Annotated in this window: 22 protein-coding genes and 2 pseudogenes; 16 read left to right on the top strand and 8 right to left on the bottom strand. The window is 67.4% G+C overall.

Going from position 1 to position 22,156, the window contains the following annotated elements; genetic code table 11:
* The first annotated feature begins 23 nt into the window (after positions 1 to 23).
* The 6 genes from ACMVO5_RS10820 to ACMVO5_RS10795 all read left to right on the top strand — a co-directional run bounded on the left by ACMVO5_RS10820 (position 24) and on the right by ACMVO5_RS10795 (position 4,532).
* Positions 24 to 941 carry a sulfite exporter TauE/SafE family protein gene (locus ACMVO5_RS10820; protein ID WP_416907515.1) on the top strand — a complete coding sequence of 306 codons (918 nt, stop codon included), beginning with the start codon at positions 24 to 26 and terminating at the stop codon, positions 939 to 941.
* Positions 938 to 1,705 (top strand): TIGR02186 family protein, encoded by a 768-nt coding sequence (locus tag ACMVO5_RS10815; protein WP_416907514.1) that lies wholly within the window; start codon positions 938 to 940, stop codon positions 1,703 to 1,705. The genes ACMVO5_RS10820 and ACMVO5_RS10815 overlap by 4 nt, the downstream gene beginning before the upstream one ends.
* Positions 1,706 to 1,884: 179 nt before the next feature.
* Positions 1,885 to 2,658, top strand: coding sequence for a cold-shock protein (locus ACMVO5_RS10810; protein ID WP_416907513.1), 774 nt, complete (start codon positions 1,885 to 1,887; stop codon positions 2,656 to 2,658).
* A gap of 159 nt (positions 2,659 to 2,817) precedes the next feature.
* On the top strand, positions 2,818 to 3,117 hold the full coding sequence (locus ACMVO5_RS10805; RefSeq protein ID WP_416907512.1) for a hypothetical protein: 300 nt from the start codon (positions 2,818 to 2,820) through the stop codon (positions 3,115 to 3,117).
* 66 nt (positions 3,118 to 3,183) lie between these two features.
* Positions 3,184 to 3,888 (top strand): CoA transferase subunit A, encoded by a 705-nt coding sequence (locus ACMVO5_RS10800; protein ID WP_416907511.1) that lies wholly within the window; start codon positions 3,184 to 3,186, stop codon positions 3,886 to 3,888.
* Positions 3,889 to 3,893: 5 nt separating this feature from the next.
* Positions 3,894 to 4,532 carry a 3-oxoacid CoA-transferase subunit B gene (locus ACMVO5_RS10795; protein WP_416909360.1) on the top strand — a complete coding sequence of 213 codons (639 nt, stop codon included), beginning with the start codon at positions 3,894 to 3,896 and terminating at the stop codon, positions 4,530 to 4,532.
* 237 nt (positions 4,533 to 4,769) lie between these two features.
* On the opposite strand, the gene ACMVO5_RS10790 is transcribed toward ACMVO5_RS10795, so the two are convergent.
* From ACMVO5_RS10790 to leuD, 6 genes and pseudogenes are all read right to left on the bottom strand, one after another.
* Positions 4,770 to 5,375 carry an outer membrane protein gene (locus ACMVO5_RS10790; protein WP_416907510.1) on the bottom strand — a complete coding sequence of 202 codons (606 nt, stop codon included), beginning with the start codon at positions 5,373 to 5,375 and terminating at the stop codon, positions 4,770 to 4,772.
* 92 nt (positions 5,376 to 5,467) lie between these two features.
* Positions 5,468 to 6,510, bottom strand: a pseudogene (locus ACMVO5_RS10785) (aspartate-semialdehyde dehydrogenase).
* A 29-nt stretch (positions 6,511 to 6,539) separates the two neighbouring features.
* Complete coding sequence (locus tag ACMVO5_RS10780) at positions 6,540 to 7,787, bottom strand: dicarboxylate/amino acid:cation symporter (RefSeq protein ID WP_416907509.1); 1,248 nt, start codon at positions 7,785 to 7,787, stop codon at positions 6,540 to 6,542.
* On the bottom strand, positions 7,784 to 8,440 hold the full coding sequence (locus ACMVO5_RS10775) for a DUF502 domain-containing protein (RefSeq protein WP_416907508.1): 657 nt from the start codon (positions 8,438 to 8,440) through the stop codon (positions 7,784 to 7,786). Before ACMVO5_RS10775 ends, ACMVO5_RS10780 begins: the two co-directional genes overlap by 4 nt.
* The gene (gene leuB, locus ACMVO5_RS10770) at positions 8,440 to 9,516 is read right to left on the bottom strand and encodes a 3-isopropylmalate dehydrogenase (RefSeq protein WP_416907507.1); all 1,077 of its coding nucleotides are present in this window, start codon (positions 9,514 to 9,516) and stop codon (positions 8,440 to 8,442) included. The genes ACMVO5_RS10775 and leuB overlap by 1 nt, the downstream gene beginning before the upstream one ends.
* 53 nt (positions 9,517 to 9,569) lie before the next feature.
* Complete coding sequence (gene leuD, locus ACMVO5_RS10765; RefSeq protein WP_416907506.1) at positions 9,570 to 10,148, bottom strand: 3-isopropylmalate dehydratase small subunit; 579 nt, start codon at positions 10,146 to 10,148, stop codon at positions 9,570 to 9,572.
* A 72-nt stretch (positions 10,149 to 10,220) separates the two neighbouring features.
* Here leuD and polA point away from each other — a divergent pair.
* Positions 10,221 to 12,976: pseudogene (gene polA, locus ACMVO5_RS10760) on the top strand (DNA polymerase I).
* Positions 12,977 to 13,222: 246 nt separating this feature from the next.
* On the opposite strand, the gene ACMVO5_RS10755 reads toward polA, so the two are convergent.
* Both ACMVO5_RS10755 and ACMVO5_RS10750 read right to left on the bottom strand, forming a co-directional pair.
* Positions 13,223 to 13,561 carry a hypothetical protein gene (locus ACMVO5_RS10755; RefSeq protein ID WP_416907505.1) on the bottom strand — a complete coding sequence of 113 codons (339 nt, stop codon included), beginning with the start codon at positions 13,559 to 13,561 and terminating at the stop codon, positions 13,223 to 13,225.
* 2 nt (positions 13,562 to 13,563) lie between these two features.
* On the bottom strand, positions 13,564 to 14,961 hold the full coding sequence (locus ACMVO5_RS10750) for an aldehyde dehydrogenase family protein (RefSeq protein ID WP_416907504.1): 1,398 nt from the start codon (positions 14,959 to 14,961) through the stop codon (positions 13,564 to 13,566).
* A gap of 188 nt (positions 14,962 to 15,149) precedes the next feature.
* Between ACMVO5_RS10750 and rplU the strand changes: the two genes are divergently transcribed.
* From rplU to ACMVO5_RS10705, 9 genes are all read left to right on the top strand, one after another.
* On the top strand, positions 15,150 to 15,434 hold the full coding sequence (gene rplU, locus ACMVO5_RS10745; RefSeq protein WP_416907503.1) for a 50S ribosomal protein L21: 285 nt from the start codon (positions 15,150 to 15,152) through the stop codon (positions 15,432 to 15,434).
* 12 nt (positions 15,435 to 15,446) lie between these two features.
* A complete protein-coding gene (gene rpmA, locus ACMVO5_RS10740; RefSeq protein WP_416907502.1) occupies positions 15,447 to 15,722 on the top strand; it encodes a 50S ribosomal protein L27 in 276 nt (91 codons plus the stop codon).
* A gap of 111 nt (positions 15,723 to 15,833) precedes the next feature.
* Positions 15,834 to 16,871, top strand: a complete 1,038-nt coding sequence (obgE, locus tag ACMVO5_RS10735; protein ID WP_416907501.1) for a GTPase ObgE — start codon at positions 15,834 to 15,836, stop codon at positions 16,869 to 16,871.
* Positions 16,868 to 18,031 carry a glutamate 5-kinase gene (gene proB, locus ACMVO5_RS10730; RefSeq protein WP_416907500.1) on the top strand — a complete coding sequence of 388 codons (1,164 nt, stop codon included), beginning with the start codon at positions 16,868 to 16,870 and terminating at the stop codon, positions 18,029 to 18,031. The genes obgE and proB overlap by 4 nt, the downstream gene beginning before the upstream one ends.
* Complete coding sequence (locus ACMVO5_RS10725; RefSeq protein ID WP_416907499.1) at positions 18,028 to 19,284, top strand: glutamate-5-semialdehyde dehydrogenase; 1,257 nt, start codon at positions 18,028 to 18,030, stop codon at positions 19,282 to 19,284. Before proB ends, ACMVO5_RS10725 begins: the two co-directional genes overlap by 4 nt.
* A complete protein-coding gene (locus ACMVO5_RS10720; protein ID WP_416909359.1) occupies positions 19,281 to 19,904 on the top strand; it encodes a nicotinate-nucleotide adenylyltransferase in 624 nt (207 codons plus the stop codon). The genes ACMVO5_RS10725 and ACMVO5_RS10720 overlap by 4 nt, the downstream gene beginning before the upstream one ends.
* 86 nt (positions 19,905 to 19,990) lie before the next feature.
* Positions 19,991 to 20,350: a ribosome silencing factor gene (gene rsfS, locus ACMVO5_RS10715; protein ID WP_416909358.1), complete on the top strand. Its 360-nt coding sequence runs from the start codon at positions 19,991 to 19,993 to the stop codon at positions 20,348 to 20,350.
* Entirely contained in the window at positions 20,347 to 20,763 is a 417-nt protein-coding gene (locus ACMVO5_RS10710; RefSeq protein ID WP_416907498.1) for a 23S rRNA (pseudouridine(1915)-N(3))-methyltransferase RlmH, read from the top strand. Before rsfS ends, ACMVO5_RS10710 begins: the two co-directional genes overlap by 4 nt.
* Before the next feature lie 362 nt (positions 20,764 to 21,125).
* Complete coding sequence (locus tag ACMVO5_RS10705; protein ID WP_416907497.1) at positions 21,126 to 21,827, top strand: 6-phosphogluconolactonase; 702 nt, start codon at positions 21,126 to 21,128, stop codon at positions 21,825 to 21,827.
* The last annotated feature ends 329 nt before the right edge of the window (positions 21,828 to 22,156 follow it).

Here is a 22,156-nt window from a genome sequence, read left to right as displayed (position 1 = left end):
CGCATGATGCCGTTCATACCCTCATGACAGTCTATCTCCCCATCGCCGAAATGTCGGTCAACTGGCTCGTCATCATCCTGCTCGGCGGCGGGGTGGGCTTCCTGTCGGGCATGTTCGGGGTGGGCGGCGGCTTCCTCACCACGCCGCTGCTCATCTTCTATGGCATCCCGCCGTCCGTCGCCGTCGCCTCGTCCGCCACCCAGATCACCGGCTCCAGCGTCTCGGGCGCGCTCGCCTATCGGCGCCGCGGCCAGGTCGATCTCAAGATGGGCGCCGTCCTCGTCGCCGGCGGCATCCTCGGCGCCGGCCTCGGCCAGATCCTCTTTTCCTGGCTGCAGGCGCAGGGCCAGATCGATATCTCGATCAGCATCATCTACGTCCTCTTCCTCGGCGTCATCGGCGGCCTCATGCTCAAGGAGGCGATCACCGCGCTGCGCCAGAGCCGCGCCGGCGCCAGCGTGCGCGGCCGCCGGCGCGGCCATGTCGCCTGGATCGCGGCGCTTCCGGGCCGCACCCGCTTCTACAAGTCCGGCCTCTACATCTCGCCCCTCGCCCCGCTCGGCCTCGGCGTCCTCGTCGGCGTGCTCACCGTCATCATGGGCATCGGCGGCGGCTTCATCATGGTCCCGGCCATGCTCTATGTGCTCGGCATGGCCGCCTCCAGCGTGGTCGGCACCAGCCTGTTCCAGATCATCTTCGTCACCGGCGCCGCCACCATCCTCCACGCCACCGGCTCCAAATCGGTCGATATCGTGCTCGCCCTGATGCTGCTCGTCGGCGGCGTCGCCGGCGCCCAGCTCGGCGTCCAGGCCGCGCAAAAGCTCAGCCCCGAAAAGCTCCGCCTCGCCCTTGCCCTGCTCGTGCTCGGCGTCGCCGTCCGCCTGCTCTTCGGCCTCACCGTCCGCCCCGTCGATATCTTCACCCTGCAGGTCCCGGCATGATCCGCCTGCTGCTCGCATCCCTGCTGCTGGCCAGCCCCGCGCTGGCCCAAAGCAGCAACCGCGATCTCGGCCTCATCACCGAGCTCAGCCAGACCCGCATCGACATCAACACCACCTTCAAGGGCACCGAGCTGCTCGTCTTCGGCGCCATCCAATATCCCGGCGGCCGCGTGCCCGATGAAGCCCCCGATGTCGCCATCGTCGTGCGCGGCCCCGCCGAGCCCGTCACTGTGCGCAAGAAAGACCGTGTCGCCGGCATCTGGATGAACACCGACGCGGTGCGCTTCGAAAGCGTGCCCGGCTTTTATGCGGTCGCCACCACCCGCCCCATCGCCGAGCTCGCCGATGACCGCGTCACCGCCATCTACGAGCTCGGCGTCAGCAGCCTCCAGCTCTCGCCCGCTTCCGGCGAAGACGAAAGCATCCGCGCCGAGTTCGAGCGCGGCCTCATCGCCGCCAAGCGCCGCAGCGGGCTGTTCGCCGAAGACCCCGCCGGCGTCACCGTCACCGGCGCCGTCCTCTATCAGGCCCGCCTCCAGCTGCCCAGCGCCGTGCCGGTCGGAGACTATGCCGCCGAAATCTTCCTCATCCAGCAAGGCCGCGTCGTCGCCAGCGCCACCGTGCCGATCGAAATCGGCAAGTCCGGCTTCGAACGCTGGGTCTATGTCATGGCGCAGGAAAACAGCCTGCTCTACGGCATCGCCGCGGTGCTCGCCGCACTCGCCGCCGGCGGCATCGCCGCCTTCGCCACCCGCCGCCGTTGAGGCGCCTTTGGCGCCATCCGAATCAGCATGGCCGAATCGATGCATGTCATGTATGGTGGTAAATGGAGCAGTACAGGTTTCGACGCACTGAACATCACAGCATCGCCGCCGACTGGGCCTAACAACTCTTGATGTACATGAAAGACCTGGAAATAAAATGAGCTTTGATAAACGCGGGCGTGGTCCCGGGCGTGGTGGTTTCGACAAGCGTGAGCGCGGGTTCGACCAGTTTGAAGGCGGCTTTGGCGGGGGAGACCGCTTCGGCGGTGGCGATCGTTTCGGCGGCGGAGACCGTTTCGGCGGCGGTGATCGCTTCGGCGGTGGCGGCGGTGGCCGTGGCGGCGGTGGCGGCTTCGGCGGCGGCGGCGGCGGTGGTCGCGGCTTCGGCGGCGGCGGCGGCCGTGACATCGAGCCCCGGCATCGATGTCGGCACCGCGACCGGTGTCGTCAAATTCTTCAACGCCCAAAAGGGCTTCGGCTTCGTCGTCCGCGATGACGGCGGCGAAGACGTGTTCGTCCACATCTCGGCGGTCGAAGCCGCCGGCCTCACCGGCCTCGCCGATGGCCAGCCGATGAGCTTCACCCTCACCGAGCGCAACGGCCGCATCTCGGCCACCAACATCGAGATCGACGGCGAACCGCTGCCGGTCGCCGACCGCGCCCCGCGCGAGCGTGAAGCCGGTGGCTTTGGTGATCGTCCGCCGCGCCCCATGCGCCGTGACGAAACCCCCGTCACCAACGGCCAGCGCGTCGAAGGTACGGTCAAGTTCTTCAACAACCAGAAGGGCTTCGGCTTCATCCAGCGGGAAGACGGCGGCCCCGACGCCTTCGTCCATATCTCCGCGGTTGAACGCGCCGGCTTCTCCGGCCTCAGCGAAGGCCAGCGTGTCTCCTTCGAACTCGAAGAAGACCGTCGCGGCAAGCAGGCCGCCGTCAACCTCAGCGAAGTCTGAGACCGACGACCCCGGATCAGGGCCGGCTCTCCAACCGGAGGCCGGCCCGTTTCCATTTCTGCACTGGACTATTTCGCAGCTGCGGCATATTGGCCGCTCGTTCCGCCCTGCCATAGCTGGCAAGGCATTCCCAAAGCTACGTCATTGAAAGGTCATCCCATGGCTCCCGGTATCGCTGTCATCATGGTCGTCGGCACAGGCGCCCTCGTCGCCGCCGCCTGGTGGCTTATCGAAGCCATTGCCCCGCGCAAGATGGCCGAGCGCACCGTCCGCCAGATCGCCCTCCACAAGGCCGCCGTCGAAGCGCTCGATGTCGCCATCCCCCGCGCCGGCAACGATGCCGCCCAGGCCGCCCGCCTCACCGCCAGCCGTGAATGGCACCTCGCCGCGCTCAACGCGCTGGCCCCGGCCGAAGCTGCCGCGCTCAACGACACCACGCCGCTCGCCCAAGCCGCCTGAGGCGCAAAATCGGCTCTGGCCCTCGCGCCCGCGCTGCGTTAGTTGCAGCGCAGCGAAGGAGAGCCGATGGCCAACAAAATCTACCCCGACGCCGCCACAGCAATCGCCGACGTCGTCTTCGATGGCATGACCGTCATGTCCGGCGGCTTCGGCCTGTGCGGCCTGCCCGAAAACCTCATCGCCGCGCTGCGTGACAGCGGCGCCAAAAACATCACCGCCATCTCCAACAACGCCGGCGTCGACGGCTTCGGCCTCGGCCAGCTCCTCGAATCCCGCCAGATCTCGAAAATGATCGCCAGCTACGTCGGCGAAAACAAGGAATTCGCCCGCCAATATCTCGCCGGCGAACTCCAGCTCGAATTCAACCCCCAAGGCACACTCGCCGAACGCATCCGCGCCGGCGGCGCCGGCATCCCCGGCTTCTACACCAAAACAGGCGTCGGCACCCAGGTCGCCGAAGGCAAGGAAATCAAAAGCTTCAACGGCGAAGACTATATCCTCGAAACCGGCCTCACCGCCGATCTCGCCATCATCAAGGCCTGGAAAGCCGACCCTTTCGGCAACCTCATCTACCGAAAGACCGCCCGCAACTTCAATCCGGTCATGGCCACCGCCGGCCGCATCACCGTCGCCGAAGTCGAGGAACTCGTCGAACCAGGCACCTTCGATCCCGACCACATCCACACGCCGGGCATCTACGTCCAGCGCCTGACCGTCGGGCCACATTTCGAAAAGCGCATCGAACAGCGCACCATCAGGGAGGCCGCATGATGGCCATGGGTTGGAGCCGCGACGAACAGGCGGCCCGCGCCGCACGCGAAATCGAAGACGGATTCTACGTCAACCTCGGCATCGGCATGCCCACGCTGGTCGCCAACCACCTCGCACCCGGCATCGACATCACGCTGCAAAGCGAAAACGGCATGCTCGGCATGGGCCCCTTCCCCACCGAAGATGAAATCGACGCCGACCTCATCAACGCCGGCAAGCAAACCATCACCGAACTGCCCCGCACCAGCTATTTCTCCTCGGCCGACAGCTTCGCCATGGTCCGCGGCGGCCATATCGACCTCTCCATCCTCGGCGCCATGGAAGTCGCCGAAAACGGCGACCTCGCCAACTGGATGATCCCCGGCAAAATGGTCAAGGGCATGGGCGGCGCCATGGATCTCGTCGCCGGCGTCAAACGCATCATCGTCCTCATGGACCATGTCTCCAAAGACGGCAGCCCCAAATTCCGCCACCAATGCTCGCTCCCCCTCACCGGCAAAGGCGTCGTCGACATGGTCATCTCCGACCTCGCCGTCCTCGCCCGCCCCGAACGCGGCGCCCCCTTCCACCTCGTCGAACTCGCCCCCGGCATCGACCTGCCCACCCTGCGCAGCAAAACCGAAGGCGCCTTCCTCGCGGACTGAGTGCTCAAATGCCTCCGGCGGGCAGGGGACTTGTCCCCTGCACCCCATCCGTTTTTCTGGGATAAGTTTTCAAAGGGCAGCGCGCGCCGCAGGCAGTTAGACTGCGTTTCGCGCGTGCTGAACTTCAAAGGAACCGCACCACGCCCATGAACGGGGTGCAGGGGACAAGTCCCCTGCCCGCCGGAGGCAAAATAGCCCGCCGGAGGCAAACCACCCCCGGCGGGCAACACACGCGCCTCAGAAGCGGAAGTTCACCCCGGCCGTCACCGCGTGGCGCTGATATTTCAGGTCGGCGGCCTGGGTCAGCCGGTCGCGGCCGAAGTCTGAATAGCCATATTCCAGCCGCGCCGAGACGTTGGGCGTAATGTAGCGTTCATAGCCCGCGCCCAGTGTCCAGCCGTCCCGGTCTTCGGACACGGTGAGCGGCCCGCCGTCGTCGAGGTTGAAGCGCGCGTTGGCATAGCCGCCGCGCACATAGGCGAGGCCCTGCGGGTCGGTCAGCACGCCGAGGCGCGCGGTGGTGCTGATCGTCCGCCCTTGCGTCAGGCGGAAGACGGTGAAGCCGTCGTCGATGAAGCTCTCGCCGGTCCGCCCGGTGAGTGCGGCTTCGATGCCGAACACGGTGCTGGGCGAGAGGCGGAAGTCATAGCCGATCTGCCCGCCGTAGCCGAGGCCGTCCTTGCTCTCGCTGCCGCTCGCATTGCCGATTTCAAGCGTCTGCCGGTCCTGCTGCCAGCCGGCCTGAGCGCCGACGAAGGCCCCGTCAAAGGGCTGGGCAGGCTGGGCGAGCGCAGGGACGGCGAAAAGCGCGGCGGGCACAAGGCCCAGGAAAATCATACGCATAACATAACTCCACTGTGTTACACCGACCATACGGCCGATGCGTGGAGCTATGACAGGGCGGCGCTAAATGTGCCCTGAACACAATGCGGCGATTATGCGGCTTTCTTCAGGTGCCGCCGCCCGAGCAGCTCGGCAATCTGCACGGCGTTGAGCGCCGCGCCCTTGCGCAAATTGTCAGACACGCACCACAGCGCCAGCCCGCTCTCTACGGTCGGGTCGCGGCGCACCCGGCTGATGAAGGTGGCATAGTCGCCCACACACTCGACCGGCGTGACGTAACCGCCGTCCTCGGCCTTGTCGACGAGCATCACGCCCGGCGATTCGCGCAGGATGGAGCGCGCCTCGGCCACCGAGATCGGCTTTTCAAACTCGATGTTGATCGCTTCCGAATGGCCAACAAACACCGGCACGCGCACACAGGTGGCCGTCACCTCGATCTCGGGGTCAAGGATCTTCTGCGTCTCGCGGGTCATCTTCAGCTCTTCAGCCGTGTAGCCTTCAAATTCCCCGCCGGCCAGAAAGTCGCCGATATGCGGGATCACGTTGAAGGCGATCTGCTTGGTGAACTTGCTCGGGCTGGCCTGGTCGCCCACGAAAATCGCCGCGGGCCTGTTCGAACAGCTCGTCCATCCCCGCCTTGCCGGCCCCTGAGACCGACTGGTAGGTGCTCACCACCACCCGCTTGATGGTCGCGAAGTCATGCAGCGGCTTCAGCGCCACCACCATTTGCGCCGTCGAGCAATTGGGGTTGGCGATGATGTTGCGCGCCCGTATAGCCGTCGATGGCCTCCGGGTTCACTTCCGGCACGATCAGCGGCACATCCTTGTGCATCCGGTAGAGGCTGCTGTTGTCGATCACGGTGCAGCCGGCAGCGGCGGCGCGCGGCGCATGGATCTTCGTCGGCCCCGATCCGGCGGCAAACAGCGCGATGTCCCAGCCGGCAAAATCGAAATGCTCGATATTCTGCACCTTGAGCGTGCGCCCGCTGTCGCCAAAATCGATGATATCACCCTGGCTGCGTGAGCTCGCCACCGCCGCAATCTCGGCAATGGGAAACTGGCGCTCGGCCAGGATATTGAGCATCTCGCGCCCGACATTGCCGGTCGCGCCCACAACGACGACTTTATAAGCCATGAAAATCTCCTGAGCGCGCCCGCATTGGCTCAAGCGGGCGGCTTGTCAAGCCTTTCCTCCGCCGCCGGCCCGTCCGCCAGCAGGCTCGCGGCCGCCACATCGGCGGTCACATTGCCCAGCGTGCGAAAAATGTCCGGCAGCATCTCGACCGCGATCAGCAGCGGCAGGGCGGCAATCGGAATCCCCATGGCAATGCAGATCGGCGCCACCGAGGCGATGAAGCTCACCTGCCCCGGCAGCCCGATGGTGGCAATCGACACCGCAAAAGCCACCGCCACGCCGGTCACAAGTGCTTGTGGGGAAAGAACGATGCCGTTCAGATGCGCCACATAACAGGCCACTGCCAGGTTCGCCGCGGGGCTAGTGATGCGAAACACCGAGACCGCCAGCGGCAACACCAGCCGCGACACCCGCTCCGGCACCTTCAGCGAGCCGTTCGCCGCCTCGATCATCGCCGGCAGGCTGGCAATCGAGCTTTGCGTGCTCACCGCCACCACCTGCGCCGGCAACATGCCCTTGGCAAAGCGCAAGCCCTGCCCGCGCGCCGCCACCAGCACATAGATGAACGCAATCACCACCAGCTGCACGGCAATCACCACCAGCACATAATGCGCCAGCACACCAATGGCATCGAGCCCGGCGCGCAAGCCCACCAGCGCCGCCAGCGCAAACACGCCCACCGGCCCCAGCCTGAAGATGAACTGCACCAGCACGATCATCGCCCGCGTCAGGCTGTCAAACACCCCCACCAACACATCGCGCGGCCCCGCCTCCAGCCGCGTCGTCGCCAGCGCCGCGGCCGCGGTGAAGATCACGATCTGCAGCGTATTGCCCGAAGCAAGTGCGGCAAACGGATTGGTCGGCACAAAGCTCTTCAGCCAGTCGCCAAGGTCGAGCGCCGCCGCCACCGGCGCCTCGGCCCGCCCCACAATCGCCGCTGCCGCCTCGGCCGAAGCCGGCCACACGCTCAGCAGCCAGGGTGTAAACACCACCGCAAAACCGGCCGTGCCAATGAGCAGCACCGCAAACAGCGCCAGCGCGCGCGCCGCCAGCCGGCTCGCGCCCGCGCTCCCCGCCGCATCGGCAATCCCGGTAAAGAGCAGCCCGATCACCAGCGGAATCACCGTCATCTGCAAGCCCGCCAGCCACAGGCTGCCCACCGGATCAAGCACGGCGGTCGCCTGCGCCACCACCGCGTCCGAAGCCCCCGCGCTCAGCCCCGCGCCCGCCGCCAGCCCCAGCAGCAGCGCCGCAAAGATGCGCAGCGACAGGCTCACTTCGCCCAGCCGCCCGCAAGACCTCTGGGCGCGATCGTCCCCATCGAGACATAGAATTTCGCCATGTCATCCACCCCCAGCTGCGGCACCAGCCGCACCGCCTCCACGCTCACAAACATCAAGGCCCCGCCAATCGGCACGGGTGCAGTCGGCAGCATCACCAGATGCTGCGGCCCCTGCCCCAGATCATAGATCTGCGGACTGGCCAAAAGCCCCATGATCTCCACATCCGGCCCGAAGCGGATCAGCGCCACGCTCATCCCCTGCAATTCCCCGCTCGGGGATTTGCCGATCATCCGCACCAGCTGCGCCAGCGGCCGGTAGATGCCGCCCACAATCGGCAGCCGCCCCAACAGCTCGTCAAATTTCCCCTGCAGCGGCCGCGCCCGCGACTGGATGGCCAGCCCGAACAGCCAGATCACCGCCAGCGCCAGCGCCAGCCCGGTCACAAAGGCGAGCTGCGGCGTACGCGTCAGCAACATGCCGCTGCGCGCAAACACCCCGCCAATCAGCGTCTCGGGGCCCAGCAGCGCCAATATATAGCCCGCCACCCACTGAATGAGGATGATCGTCAGAAGCACCGGCGCCAGAAACACCAGCCCGGTAAAGAACGGCCCCAACACGCGCGAGACAAGCGTGCGCGGCGCCTCCATCAGCCGAGCTGCGCCAGAACCGCGTCCCCCATCGCCGCGGTCGAAAGATTGCCGCCAAGGTCCGCCGTGCGCGCGCCCCCGTCCAGCGCCGCCGACACCGCCGCCTCCACCCGGTCCGCCAGCTCGGGCGCGCCCAGACTATAGCGCAGCGCCATGGCAAAGCTCAAAATCGCCGCACAAGGATTGGCCACGCCGCGCCCGGCAATGTCCGGCGCCGAGCCATGGATCGGCTCATAAAGCCCCGGCTTGCCCGCATCGCCAATCGCCGCAGACGGCAGCATCCCCAAAGACCCGGTCAGCATCGCCGCCTGGTCCGAAAGAATGTCGCCAAAAAGATTGTCGGTCAAAATCGTGTCAAACTGCTTGGGGTTCTTCACCAGCTGCATCGCCATATTGTCAGCCAGCATATGGCTCAGCGCAATGTCGGGATATTCGGCATCGCGCAGCGCCTGCACTTCCTGCCGCCACAGCAGCCCCGCCTCCATCACATTGCCCTTCTCGGCCGACACCACCTCGCGCTTGCGTCCACGCGCCAGCTCAAAGGCAATCCGCGCCACCCGCCGGATCTCGCTGCTCGTATAAACGTGTGTGTTCACCCCGCGCCGCTCGCCATTTTCCAGCGTCTCGATCCCGCGCGGCGTGCCAAAATACACCCCGCCAGTCAGCTCGCGCACAAACAAGATATCCAGATTCTCGACAAAGATGCGCTTCAGGCTTGATGCATCCGCCAGCGCATTGAAGCAGCGCGCCGGCCGCAGATTGGCATAGACATTCATCGCCGCGCGCAAGCGCAGCAGCCCCGCCTCGGGCCGGTTGTCAAACGGCTGGTCCGCCCAGTGCGGGCCGCCCACCGCCCCCATCAGCACCGCGTCCGCAGCCAATGCCGCCGCCACCGTCTCGTCCGAAATCGGTGTGCCGCCGGCATCAATCGCCGCCCCGCCAAAGGGCGCCTCGCTGATCTCCAGCGCCAGCCCCTGCGAGATCAGCCGCCCGGCCACGCGCCGGGCCACCGCGGTCACCTCCGGGCCAATGCCATCACCGGGGAGAAGAAGAAGGGTCTTTGCTGCCGTGCTCATCGCACCGCCATAATCAGGAAAGCCCGCGCTGCCAATGCAGCACGCGCGTCAGCTCAGATCCAGGGCCGGTCGCGCCCCAGCCGCGCCTCATGCGACGCAATCGCCCCGTCCATCGCCAGCGTCAGCCCGATCTCATCGAGCCCATTCAGCAGGCAATGCTTGCGAAACGGGTCGACCTCAAAGGAAAACCGGTCCTGAAACGGCGTCGTCACCGTCTGGCTCTCCAGATCCACCGTCAGCGGATGCTCCGCCGCCACCGCCATCAGCCGATCGACCGCCTCCTGCGGCAGCTGCACCAGCAAAATCCCGTTCTTGAAGGCATTGCCCGAAAAAATATCGGCAAAGCTCGGCGCGATCACGGCGCGAATGCCCATGTCCGCCAGCGCCCAGGGCGCGTGCTCACGGCTCGACCCGCAGCCGAAATTGTCGCCCGCAATCAGAATCGGCGCGCCCTTGTTGCGGGGCGTGTCAAAGACATTGTCCGGGTCCTTCCTGATCGCCGGAAAGGCCACCTTGCCCAGCCCGGTCCGGCTCACTGTCTTCAGATATTGCGCCGGAATGATCACATCGGTGTCGACATTCTTCATGCCAAACGGAATCGCGGTGCCGGTAAGGGTGGTAAAAGCCTGCATGGCGGCGCGCTCTGCCACAATGCGCGCGCCCGCGCTACCCTTTCCCCGTTTTGACTGCTAGTCGATACGCCCATGGGCAAACCGCATCTCTATCTCGTCGACGGCTCGGGCTTCATCTTCCGCGCCTATCACCGCCTGCCCCCCTCACCGACCCCGAAGGCACCCCCGTCGGCGCCGTCTACGGCTTCACCGCAATGCTCTGGAAGCTGGTCAACGAGCTCAACAACGCCGAAGCCCCCAGCCATCTCGCCGTCATCCTCGATGCCGGCAGCCACACCTTCCGCAACGACATGTACGCCGATTACAAGGCCAACCGCCCGCCGCCGCCCGAAGACCTCGTCCCCCAGTTCCCGCTCATCCGCGATGCCGTGCGCGCCTTCTCCATCCCCTGCATCGAACAGGCCGGCGTCGAAGCCGATGACATCATCGCCTCCTACGCCCGCGAAGCGCTGGCGGGCGGCTACAACGTCACCGTCGTCAGCTCCGACAAGGACCTGATGCAGCTCGTCCAGCCCGGCCTCGATCTCTACGACACGATGAACAACCGCCGCGTCGACCGCGACGCCGTCATCGAAAAATTCGGCGTCCCCCCCGAACAGGTCGGCGACATCCTCGCGCTGATGGGCGACACCGCCGACAATGTCCCCGGCGTGCGCGGCGTCGGCCCCAAGACCGCCGCCGAACTCATCCAGCAATTCGGCAATGTCGAAGGCGTCATCGCCAACATCGACACCATCAAGAAGCCCAAGCTCAAGGAAACCCTGTCAAACTCGGTCGACATGGCGCGCCTCTCGCTCGAACTCGTCCGCCTCAAGGACGATGTGCCGCTCGCCGAACCATTGGATGCGCTCGGCCTGCGCCCCCCGCCGCCCGCCCCGCTCGCCGCCTTCCTCTCGAAACACGGCTTCAAGGCCATGCTCGCCAAGCTGGGCCGCGAAGGCGGCGATGAAGGCAAGGCCGCCACCACCGCCGTCCAGGCCGAACAGCCCGCCTTCACCCACGCCGACTATGAAACCGTCACCACCGAGGCCCGCCTCGCCGAATGGATCGAGGAGGCCCGTCAGGCCGGCCTCGTCGCCATCGACACCGAAACCTCCAGCCTCGACCAGATGCGCGCCCGCCTCATCGGCGTCTCGCTCGCCACCGCCCCCGGCAAGGCCTGCTACATCCCCGTCGACCATGTCTCCGATGACGGCCTGCTCGGCGAACGCATCGACCAGCTCATGCCCCAGACCGTCCTCGATGCCCTGCGCCCGCTGCTCGCCGACCCAAACGTCCTCAAGGTCGGCCAGAACCTCAAATATGACATGGTCGTCCTCCAGCAGCACGGCATCGAGACCATCGCCCCATACGACGACACCATGCTCCTCTCCTACGCGCTCGACGCCGGCCGCGGCCATCACGGCATGGACGAGCTTTCCGAAAAACACCTCGGCCACACCCCCATCAGCTTCAAGACCGTCACCGGCAATGTCCCCAGCGCCAAGGCCGATTTCGCCCGCGTGGCGCTCCGCCCCGCCACCGACTATGCCGCCGAAGACGCCGATATCACGCTCCGCCTCCACAGCCTGCTCAAGGCCCGGCTCTGGCGCGAAGCCGCCACCCGCATCTACGAACAGGTTGACCGCCCGCTGCTCCCCGTCATCGCCGCCATGGAAATCGCCGGCATCAAGGTGGACCGCAACGCGCTCGCCGGCCTGTCCGCCGCTTACGAAACCGAAATCACCCGCCTCGAAGCCGAAATCCACGCGCTCGCAGGCACCCCCTTCACCATCGGCAGCCCCAAGCAGCTCGGCGAAATCCTCTTCGAAAAGCTGAGCCTCCCCTCAGGCCGCAAGAGCAGCAAGACCGGCGCCTGGGCCACCGATGCCGCCGAGCTCGAACGCCTCGCCGAAGACGGCTCCGAAATCGCCGCCAAGGTCCTCGAATGGCGCCAGCTCACCAAGCTCAAATCCACCTACACCGACGCACTGCAAGCCCAGATCAACCCCAAGACCGACCGCGTCCACACCAATTTCGCGCTCGCCGCCACCTCCACCGGCCGCCTCTCCTCCAACGACCCCAACCTCCAGAACATCCCCATCCGCACCGAACTCGGCCGCCGCATCCGCCACGCCTTCACAGCCCCCCCGGGCCACGTCCTCATGGCCGCCGACTATAACCAGATCGAACTCCGCCTCGTCGCCCACATCGCCGACGTCCCCGAACTGAAAGCTGTCTATGCAGAAGGCGGAGACGTCCACGCACTCACCGCCCGTGAAGTCTTCGGCGAGGTCACCCGCGACACCCGCGCGCGGGCCAAGACCATCAACTTCTCGATCATCTACGGCATCTCCGCCTTCGGCCTCGCCCAGCGCCTCGGCATCGACCGCTCGGAAGCCGCCCGCTACATCGACCTCTACTTCAGCCGCTTCCCCGGCATCCGCAACTATATGGCCGAAACCATCACCGCAGCCCGCGAAGCCGGCCATGTCTCCACGCTGTTCGGCCGCAAATGCCACGCCCCCCTCATCACCTCCAAAAACCAGAACGAACGCGCCTTCGCCGAACGCGCCGTCGTCAACGCCCGCATCCAGGGCACCGCCGCCGACATCATCAAACGCGCCATGGTCGCCCTGCCGCCAGCCCTCGCCGCCCAAGGCCTCGCCGCCAAAATGCTCCTCCAGGTCCATGACGAACTCGTCCTCGAAGTCCCCGAACACGAAATCGAAGCCACCACCCCCATCGTCCGCCAGATCATGGAAACCGCCCACCACCCCCTCGTCACCCTCTCCGTGCCGCTGGGCGTCGAAATCGGCACCGGCCCGTCGTGGGGCGACGCGCATTGAGCAGTAAGGGCCTCCGGCGGCTGGGGCCTTAGGCCCCAGACCCCATCCGTGGCGCAGCGCATTATTTCCGTCGCCCCGGACTTGATCCGGGGCCTAAGCGACTCCGCTCCCCCCAAGCGCAGCGCCGCAGGCTATAAAAGCGCTTCGCGCCATCGCTGCCCTCTCAAGCCTTGTCCCAAAACAACAAATGGGGTCTGGGGCCTAAGGCCCCAGCCGCCGGAGGCCCTTCTCACCCGCCGGAGGCCCCTAAACCGTAGCCGCCCCCGCGCCAAACCCGGTCTCCGGCGCGCATTCGGGCAGTTCGACGTAGCGGGCTTCGCTGCCGTCATGGCTGATCCAGATGCGCAGGGAGGCCACCTCGGCGCAGGGTTTGAAGCGCCAGCGGAATTCCCAGCCGTCGGCCCAGATGCGGCGTTCCACGTTTTCGAAGCGGCCGGCGGGTTGTCCGGCGCGGGCGCGGAAGCGTTGTTGCATCTGTTCGGCGATGCGCTCGGCCTGGTTGGCGTCGATCCGGCGCGGCATGACGAAGGAGACGATGCTGGCGACGATGAGGCCCAGCCCGATGAACAGCAGCGCGCGCCTCATCGTCATGTAGCGGCGTCCTCGGCCCAGGCCGCGAGCGGCATGGCCTGGCCGTGCTGGCGCAGCAGCGCCTGGCGGCGGAAGAAGCGCAGCAGCCCCGAGGCGCCCATGCGCGAGGCGCCGAGGCCGGAGAGGCCGAAGCTGGTCTTTTCCGCCTCGCCGATCATCGAGGTCAGCGAGCCATCGTTGAGGCTGACCGCGCCGGCGTGCAGCCGCACACCCACCGCTTCGGCCTCCTCCAGCGTGCCCGCGAGCACGGCGGCCGACAGGCCGAACACGCCCTCATTGGCCATCGCCACGGCCTGATCGATTGAATTGAAGACGGTCACCGGCACCACTGGCCCGAAGGTCTCCTCGCGCATCAGGGCCATGTCGGGCCGCACATCGACGATCACCGTGGGCCTGAGCCATGTCCCGCCGTGCCGCTCGATCTGGCCCCCGGCAAGCACCCGCGCGCCTTTAGCAACCGCGTCATCGATCTGCGCCTGCACGATCTCGCCCTGCCGCCCATCGATGAACGGCCCGATGTCGCCCACGCCGATCTCGGGCCAGTTGATCCTGACCGCCTCGGCCCGCGCCACAAGTTCATCCAGAAACGCATCGGCAATCCCGCGCGCCACATAAACCCGCTCGATCGACTGGCAGGCCTGCCCCGTCGCCAAAACACTCGCCCTCAGCGCCACGCCCGCCGCCCACACGGGGTCGGCGCTGGCGGTCACGATCATCGGGTCCTTGCCGCCCAGCTCCAGGCTGGCGGGAATGAAGGCGGCCGCGGCGGCCGCGCCCACCTTGCGCCCGGTCGCCACCGAGCCGGTAAAGGCCACATAATCGACCGCGTCCACCAGCGCCGCCCCGGTCGCCCCGTCGCCCTCGATCAGCGCAAACACCGCCGCCAGCTCCGGCACCTCGGCCACCGCCGCCATCAGCGGGCGAATGAAACGCGGCGCGGTCTCGCTCGGCTTCACAATCACCGCACAGCCTGCTGCAAGTGCCGGAATTGCATCGATCAGCGCCAGGGTGAGCGGAAAATTCCACGGGCTGATCACGCCCACCAGCGGATAGGGGTGCAGCTTCGTGCCGGCCTTCACGCTGGGGATGGCAGTCGCCGTCTCGGCGCTCTCGATCGCCGCCACCAGCGCAGGCGCCTCGCGCTGCCAGCGCGCCACCATGCCCCGCACCCCCATCACTTCCACCTGCGCGATCCGCCGCCGCCCGGTGTCGGCCTCAAGTGCTGCCGCCACCGCCGCGCCCGCCGGCCCGCCCAGAAGCGCGGCCAGCCGCCCCAGCACCGCCAGCCGCCCGTCCATGCCCAGCGCCGCCCAGCCCGGCTGGGCCTCCCTCAGCCGCGCCGCAAGGGCCGCGAGCCGCCCCGAATTCGAGCGGCGCAATCTGGTGGTCGACAAGGCCGGTAAAGGGGTTGATCACGTCCATCCGCCCTCAATAGCGCGCCCGCAGCCAAAAAACAGCGCCGCAAACACGCCGCCAGGCCGCCTCATCTTGACACGCCCCGCCCCGCCCCATAAAGCCGCCCCTCACATTCGCTGCGGCTCAGGCCTGCGGCGCACAGTCCTCATTCATCAGGAATGGTCAGATGTTCGCAGTCGTCCGCACCGGCGGCAAGCAGTATCGGGTAGCCGCCAACGACCAGATCGTTGTCGAAAAGCTCGAAGGCGAAGCCGGCAGCACCGTCACCCTCGAAACCCTCGTCACCGCCGAAGGCGGCACGCTGGGCAGCGGTCAGGTCACCGCCGAAATCGTCGAGCAGAAGCGTGGTGACAAGGTCATCATCTTCAAGAAGCGTCGCCGTCACAATTATTGCCGCCGCAATGGTCATCGCCAGTCGCTGACCGTGCTGCGCATCACCAGCCTCGGCTAAGGAGTAACCCCCATGGCTCACAAGAAAGCAGGCGGCTCCTCGCGCAACGGTCGCGATTTGGCAGGCCGCCGCCTCGGCGTCAAGCGCTTCGGCGGGCAGGACGTGCTGGCCGGCACCATCATCATCCGCCAGCGCGGCACCCGCGTCCATCCCGGCACCAACGTCGGCCTCGGCAAGGATCACACCCTTTACGCCACCGCCGATGGCATCGTCAGCTTCCATGAAGGCAAGCTGGGCCGCAAATATGTCAGCATCGTCGAAGCCCCACAGGCCGCCGCTGCGGAATAACCGGCCATACACACCCGATTTCGTGAAAGGGAGCCGGCAAAACCGGCTCCCTTTTTTCTTGGGCCCGCCCGCTTTTTTGATAATTTCACTCCAAGGCCCTACATAGCCGCCATGCAATTCCTTGATCAGGCCAAGATCTTCCTCGCCTCGGGCGCAGGCGGCAATGGCGCCGTCTCCTTCCGGCGCGAAAAATATGTCGAGTTCGGCGGCCCCGATGGCGGCGACGGCGGCAAGGGCGGCGATGTCATCTTCGAATGCGTCGAAGGCCTCAACACCCTCATCGATTTCCGCTACGCCCAGCATTTCAAGGCGCAGCGCGGCACGCCGGGCGCGGGGCGCAACCGCACAGGCGCTGGCGGCGATGATCTCGTCATCAAGGTCCCCGTCGGCACCCAGATCCTCGCCGATGACGACGAGCGCACGCTCATCGTCGACATGGTCCGCCCCGGCCAGCGCGCCATCCTGCTCAAGGGCGGCGACGGCGGCAAGGGCAACGACCATTACAAATCGAGCACCAACCGCGCGCCCCGCCAGTTCCAGCCCGGCTTCCCCGGCAAGGAGCTGTGGGTCTGGCTGCGCCTCAAGCTGCTCGCCGATGTCGGCCTGCTGGGCGCGCCCAACGCCGGCAAATCGACCTTCCTCAATGCCTGCTCCAATGCCGCCGCCAAGGTCGGCGCCTATCCCTTCACCACGCTGAAGCCGCAACTCGGCGTCATCAGCCACAAGGGCGTCGAGATCGTCGCCGCCGACATCCCCGGCCTCATCGCCGGCGCCGCCGAAGGTGTCGGCATCGGTGACAGGTTCCTCGGCCATATCGAGCGCTGCCGCGTGCTCCTCCACCTCATCGACGCCAGCGCGCCCGCCCCCACCCGGGCCTATGAAACCATCCGCGCCGAGCTCGAAGCCTATGGGTCCGGCCTCACCGACAAGCCCGAGATCATCGCGCTCTCCAAGATCGACCTCGTCAGCCCCCAGGGCCTCGCCGCCAAGCGCCGCGCCCTTGAAGCCGCCACCGGCCGCCCCGTCTTCGCCGTCTCGTCCGCCACCACCGAAGGGCTGGACGCCCTGCTCGACGCGCTCATCGCCCAGACCGGCCAGAAGCCCGTCCAGGCCCGGCAGGCGCGCGAAAAAGCCTGGTCCCCCCTATGAGCCCCGCCAGAAAACCGAAGGCCGCACCAGCCCCCGCGCCCCTCCTCCCGGCCACCACCCCGCGCCTCGTCCTCAAGATCGGCTCGTCGCTGCTCGTCGATGCCGATGGCAAGCTGCGCGAAGACTGGCTCGCCTCGGTCGCCGAAGATGTCGCCGCCGCGCGCGCAAAGGGCCAGCAGATCGTCATCGTCTCATCGGGCTCGATCGCGCTCGGCGCCCGCCGCCTCGGCCTCAAGAAAGGCGGCCGCGCCAGCCTTGAAGACGCGCAGGCCGCCGCCGCCGTCGGCCAGGTCGCGCTCGCCGCCGCCTGGTCGCGCGTGCTCGAAGCCCAGGGCCTCAAGGTCGCCCAGATCCTGCTCACCCTCGATGATCTCGAGCTGCGCCGCCGCTTCCTCAACGCATCCGCCACCATCGACCGGCTGCTGGCCTTGGGCGTCGTCCCCGTGCTCAACGAAAATGACACGGTCGCCACCGGCGAAATCCGCTTCGGGGACAATGACCGCCTCGCCGCGCGCACGGCGCACGCCGCCGGCGCCGACGGCGTGCTGCTGCTCTCCGATGTCGCCGGCCTGATGACCGGCAACCCCAAGACCGACCCCAAGGCGCGGCTCATCCGCCATGTGCCCGCCATCAATGCCGAGATCGAAGCCATGGCCAGCGGCGGCAGCGGCTCCGGTATGGGCACCGGCGGCATGGCCGCCAAGCTCGTCGCCGCGCGCATGGCGTCTGCCGTCGGCATCAATCTCGCCATCGCCGATGGCCGCGCCCCCCATCCGCTGGCCCGCCACCAGTCCGGCGAGCCCTGCACCATCTTCAGCCCGCGCCGCTCGAAAAAAGTGAAAGCGCTCGGCCGCAAGGTCTGGATCGCTGGCCGCCAGCGCGTCAACGGCCGCATCATCATCGACGAAGGTGCCGTCGCCGCCATCCGCCGCTCCAAGTCGCTGCTCGCCGCCGGCGTCACCGCGGTCGAAGGCAAGTTCGCCCGCGGCGATGTCGTCGCCGTCCACGGCCCCGAAGGCCCCATCGGTCGGGGCGTCATCGGCTATGATGCCACCGACGCCCGCGCTATCATGGGCAAACGCAACGACGAACAGTCCGAAATCCTCGGCTATGCGGCCCGCGCCGCCCTCATCCATTCCGACCATCTGGTGCTCCTATGACTGCTGAACACACCATCCACACCATGGCCCGCGCCGCCCGCGCCGCGCTCCCCGTGCTCGCCGCCGCCCCCACGGAAACCAAGGCCAGCGCCATCCGCCACGCCTCGGCCCGCATCCGCGCGCGCAGCGCCGAGCTGCTCGCCGCCAACGCGCAGGACATCAGCGAAGGCGAGGAGAAAGGCCTCACCGCCGCCCTCATCGACCGTCTCGCCCTCGACGAATCGCGCCTCGAAGGCCTCGCCAAGGGCCTCGAAACGGTGGCCGCGCTCCCCGATCCCGTCGGCGAGGAAATCCGCCACTGGACCGTCGAAAACGGCCTCGCCTTCACCCGCGTGCGCGTGCCGCTGGGCGTCATCGGCATCATCTACGAAAGCCGCCCCGGCGTCACCGCCGATGCCGCTGCGCTCTGCCTCATGTCCGGCAACGCCTGCCTGCTGCGCGGCGGCTCGGAGGCCGCGCACAGCAACAAGGTCCTGCTTGATTGCATGCGCGAAGGCCTGCTCCACGCCGGCCTGCCGGAAGCCGCCGTCCAGATGGTCCCCGCCGGAGACCGCACGCTCGTCGGCGCCATGCTCGCCGCCCACGGCCTCATCGACATCATCGTGCCGCGCGGCGGCAAGGGCCTCGTCGCCCGCGTCCAGCGCGATGCCCGCGTCCCCGTCCTCGCCCATCTCGACGGCATCAACCACCTCTACATCGATGCGCATGCCGACCCCGAAAAGGCCGTCGCCATCGCCGTCAACGCCAAGCTGCGCCGCCCCGCCGTCTGCGGCGCCACCGAGACCATCCTGCTCGATGAAGCGCTCGCCCCCGAAACCGCCCGCGCCGTCCTCGCCGCCCTCGCCGACGCCGGCTGCGAGCTGCGCGCCGACGAAAAGGCCCGCAGCCTCGAACCCCGCGCAAAAGCCGCCACGCCGGAAGATTTCGACACCGAATGGCTGGACAAAACCGCGTCGGTCGCCACCGTCAGCGGCATCACCGGCGCCATCGCGCACGTGCAGGCGCACAGCTCCGGCCACACCGACGCCATCGTCACCGAAGACGAAAGCGCCGCCAAAGCCTTCCTCGCCGCCATCGACAGCGCCATCGTCATGCACAACGCCAGCACCCAGTTCGCAGACGGCGGCGAATTCGGCTTCGGCGCCGAAATCGGCATCGCCACGGGCCGCCTCCACGCCCGCGGCCCCGTCGCGCTCGAAGGCCTCACCACCTACAAGACCGTGGTGCGCGGCAACGGACAGGTGCGCCCCTGAGCCACGTCAGCCCGCGCAAGATCGGCCTGCTCGGCGGCAGCTTCAATCCCGCCCACGCCGCCCACCGCCACATCAGCCTCGAGGCCCTGCGTCTGCTCGGCCTCGATGAAGTCTGGTGGCTGGTCTCCCCGCAGAACCCTTTGAAGCCCGTGCGCGGCATGGCCAGCCTCAAGGCTCGGCTGGCCTCGGCGGAAGCCATCGCCCGCCACCCGCGCATCCGCGTCACCACGCTCGAAGTCGAACTCGGCACCACCTACACCGTCGATACCGTCCGCGCCCTCCAGCACCGCCAGCCCCACCTCCGCTTCATCTGGCTCGGCGGCGCCGATATCCTCGGCCAGCTCCACCGCTGGCACCATTGGCGCCGCCTCGCGCGCAGCCTGCCGCTGGCCATCTTCGCCCGCCCCGGCCATATCGGCCCCGCCCTCACCAGCCCCGCCATGGCCTGGCTCCGCCGCTTCCGCGCGCCCGCATCCAAGGCCCGGCGCTGGACAGCGCTCACCCCACCCGCCATCATCTTCCTCGAAACCCGCCGCTCGGCCCTGTCCGCCACCGCCCTTCGGGCCAGCCACCCGACATGGTATCATCCGCCCCAACACCCACAGAAAGCCAGACCTTGACCACAAACCCCGCCCCCTCAAAAGCCGCCCCCAAACGCCGCAAATCCAAGCCGCTCTCCCCCGACCGCGTCGACGAGATGCATGCCATGGTGCTCGCCTCACTCGATGCCGATCAGGCCGAAGACATTGTCGACATCAGCCTCGCCGGCAAATCCACCATCGCCGATTTCATGGTCATCGCCTCAGGCCGCTCCGGCCGTCAGGTCGCCTCCATGGCCAGCAAAATCGCCGACAAGGCCAAACAGGACTTCGGCCGCGCCGCCCGCGTCCAGGGCCTCGCCACCGCCGACTGGGTGCTCATCGACCTCGGCGACATCATCGTCCACATCTTCAAACCCGAAGTCCGCAGCTTCTACGCACTCGAAAAAATGTGGTCGATGGAACCCGAATCCACCCCCACACACCCCATCCCCACCAGCATGATCCCCGATCACCTGCAGGAATGAAACTCCACATATACGCGCGCGGCCGCATCGGGCGCAGCCCGGAAGCCGAACTCGTGGCCCGCTACACCAGCCGCATGCGCGGCCTCCTCACGGTCACCGAACTCTCCGAAACCGCCCCCTTCCCGCCAGCCCCACCCGGCACCCGCACCATCGTGCTCGACGAACGCGGACAAGACCTCAGCTCCACCACACTCGCCAAAACCCTCGAACAGTGGCGCGACACCGGCACCCGCGAAACCCGCTTCCTGCTCGGCGCCGCCGACGGCCACGACGAACCCACCCGCGCCGCCGCCGACCTCCTCCTCGCCATGGGCCGCACCACCTGGCCCCATCTGCTCGCCCGCGCCATGCTCGCCGAACAACTCTACCGAACCCACACCATCCTCACCGGCCACCCCTACCACCGCGACTAGCGCGGAAGGGGGGAAAGAAGGGCCTCCGGCGGGCAAAAAGGGCCTCCGGCGGCTGGGGCCTCAGGCCCCAGACCCCAATCGTAGAACCGCCCCGAAAATCTCCGTCGCCCCGGACCTGATCCGGGGCCCAAGCGACACCCTACGCTCCAAGCCCCGCGCCGCAGGCCATAATAGCGCGTTCCGCGCAGCCGCTGCCCTCGCAAGACTTGCCCCACCCCAACAAATGGGGTCTGGGGCCTGAGGCCCCAGCCGCCGGAGGCCCTTCTCACCCGCCGGAGGCCCTTCTTTCCAACCCACCGCCCCCAAAATAAACCGCACGCGCAGCCTTTCCTCCCAAATCCCCCTGTGCCAAAGCCCCTCGCATGATCGACGCAGAATTCTGGGATTATGAAGACGCCGAAGAGCTGGCCGAGGCGGTGGCAGGCGACGCGGCCTTTCTCATCGAGCAGGCGCTTGAGGCGCGCGGCCGCGCCTTTGTCGCGCTCCCCGGCCATGATGCGCCGCTGGCGGTGCTTCAAGAGCTGTCGGCGAAGTCGCTGGAGTGGGCGGATGTGACGATCCTCCCCACCGATGACCGGCTGGTGCCGCCCACTGATGCCGCGTCGAATGTGGGCCTGTTGGCGCGCATGTTCCTGCCGAAAAAGGCGCGGGTCGTGCCCTTGTCGGCGGGCGAGAAGGACCCGCGCGCCGCCGGGCTGGCGGCGGATGAGCGCATTGCCGATCTCGACTGGCCGCTCGATCTGGCGCTGCTCAGCGTCGATGCGGCGGGCAATGTCGCCAGCATCTTCCCCGGCCCTGATTTCGACGCGGCCTTGAATGGCCCCAAGGTCCGCCGCGCACTTGGTGTCATGCCCGATCCCCTGCCCAAGGCCGCGCCATTCCCGCGCGTCACCCTCAGCAAGCCGGCGCTGGTCACCGCGCGGGTGGTGACGCTGGTCCTCTCAAGCGACGCGGCGCGCAAGACCGTGCAGAAGGCATTGAAAGACGGCGCCTCCAGCCCCACCCCGATCGGCCGCCTGCTGGCCGATCTCGAAATGGATATCGATATCCATTACTGCCCCTGAGCCAGCAGGCTCTCCGCACAATCCAGAATCGACTCTGCGCGTCGGCCGGGTCTGCCAGCCCAGCCGCGCCAGCGCGTGTGACGCATCGCAGGGCCGCTCGCGCCCCAGCTCGGGCAACACCATGCGCACTGTCGGGTCCAGCAGCGCCGAGAGCCTGACCAGCAGGTCCGGCAGCCGCCGCTTCGGCACCCGCGCCGCCCCCGCGCCCAGCCCCTCATGCAGCACCCGCGCCACATCCTCCATCCACATCCAGTCGCCCGCGCCGATGAAGCGCTCGCCGTTCATGTCCGGCGCGGTCATCGCGCGAATGTGCAACTCGGCAATGTCGC

The sequence above is a fragment of the Polymorphobacter sp. genome, from assembly GCF_048007885.1.
Lineage (GTDB): Bacteria > Pseudomonadota > Alphaproteobacteria > Sphingomonadales > Sphingomonadaceae > Sandarakinorhabdus.
The sequence above is the reverse complement of the archived record's forward strand: the minus strand, read 5'-3'. Positions and strand labels throughout refer to the sequence as shown.

Coding starts and splice junctions, on each gene's coding strand:
- ACMVO5_RS10820 (WP_416907515.1), top strand. CDS start 24: ATGACAGTCTATCTCCCCATCGCCGAAATGTCGGTCAACTGGCTCGTC.
- ACMVO5_RS10815 (WP_416907514.1), top strand. CDS start 938: ATGATCCGCCTGCTGCTCGCATCCCTGCTGCTGGCCAGCCCCGCGCTG.
- ACMVO5_RS10805 (WP_416907512.1), top strand. CDS start 2,818: ATGGCTCCCGGTATCGCTGTCATCATGGTCGTCGGCACAGGCGCCCTC.
- ACMVO5_RS10800 (WP_416907511.1), top strand. CDS start 3,184: ATGGCCAACAAAATCTACCCCGACGCCGCCACAGCAATCGCCGACGTC.
- ACMVO5_RS10795 (WP_416909360.1), top strand. CDS start 3,894: ATGGGTTGGAGCCGCGACGAACAGGCGGCCCGCGCCGCACGCGAAATC.
- ACMVO5_RS10790 (WP_416907510.1), bottom strand. CDS start 5,375: ATGCGTATGATTTTCCTGGGCCTTGTGCCCGCCGCGCTTTTCGCCGTC.
- ACMVO5_RS10775 (WP_416907508.1), bottom strand. CDS start 8,440: ATGGAGGCGCCGCGCACGCTTGTCTCGCGCGTGTTGGGGCCGTTCTTT.
- leuB (WP_416907507.1), bottom strand. CDS start 9,516: ATGAGCACGGCAGCAAAGACCCTTCTTCTTCTCCCCGGTGATGGCATT.
- leuD (WP_416907506.1), bottom strand. CDS start 10,148: ATGCAGGCTTTTACCACCCTTACCGGCACCGCGATTCCGTTTGGCATG.
- ACMVO5_RS10755 (WP_416907505.1), bottom strand. CDS start 13,561: ATGAGGCGCGCGCTGCTGTTCATCGGGCTGGGCCTCATCGTCGCCAGC.
- rplU (WP_416907503.1), top strand. CDS start 15,150: ATGTTCGCAGTCGTCCGCACCGGCGGCAAGCAGTATCGGGTAGCCGCC.
- rpmA (WP_416907502.1), top strand. CDS start 15,447: ATGGCTCACAAGAAAGCAGGCGGCTCCTCGCGCAACGGTCGCGATTTG.
- obgE (WP_416907501.1), top strand. CDS start 15,834: ATGCAATTCCTTGATCAGGCCAAGATCTTCCTCGCCTCGGGCGCAGGC.
- proB (WP_416907500.1), top strand. CDS start 16,868: ATGAGCCCCGCCAGAAAACCGAAGGCCGCACCAGCCCCCGCGCCCCTC.
- ACMVO5_RS10725 (WP_416907499.1), top strand. CDS start 18,028: ATGACTGCTGAACACACCATCCACACCATGGCCCGCGCCGCCCGCGCC.
- rsfS (WP_416909358.1), top strand. CDS start 19,991: ATGGTGCTCGCCTCACTCGATGCCGATCAGGCCGAAGACATTGTCGAC.
- ACMVO5_RS10710 (WP_416907498.1), top strand. CDS start 20,347: ATGAAACTCCACATATACGCGCGCGGCCGCATCGGGCGCAGCCCGGAA.
- ACMVO5_RS10705 (WP_416907497.1), top strand. CDS start 21,126: ATGATCGACGCAGAATTCTGGGATTATGAAGACGCCGAAGAGCTGGCC.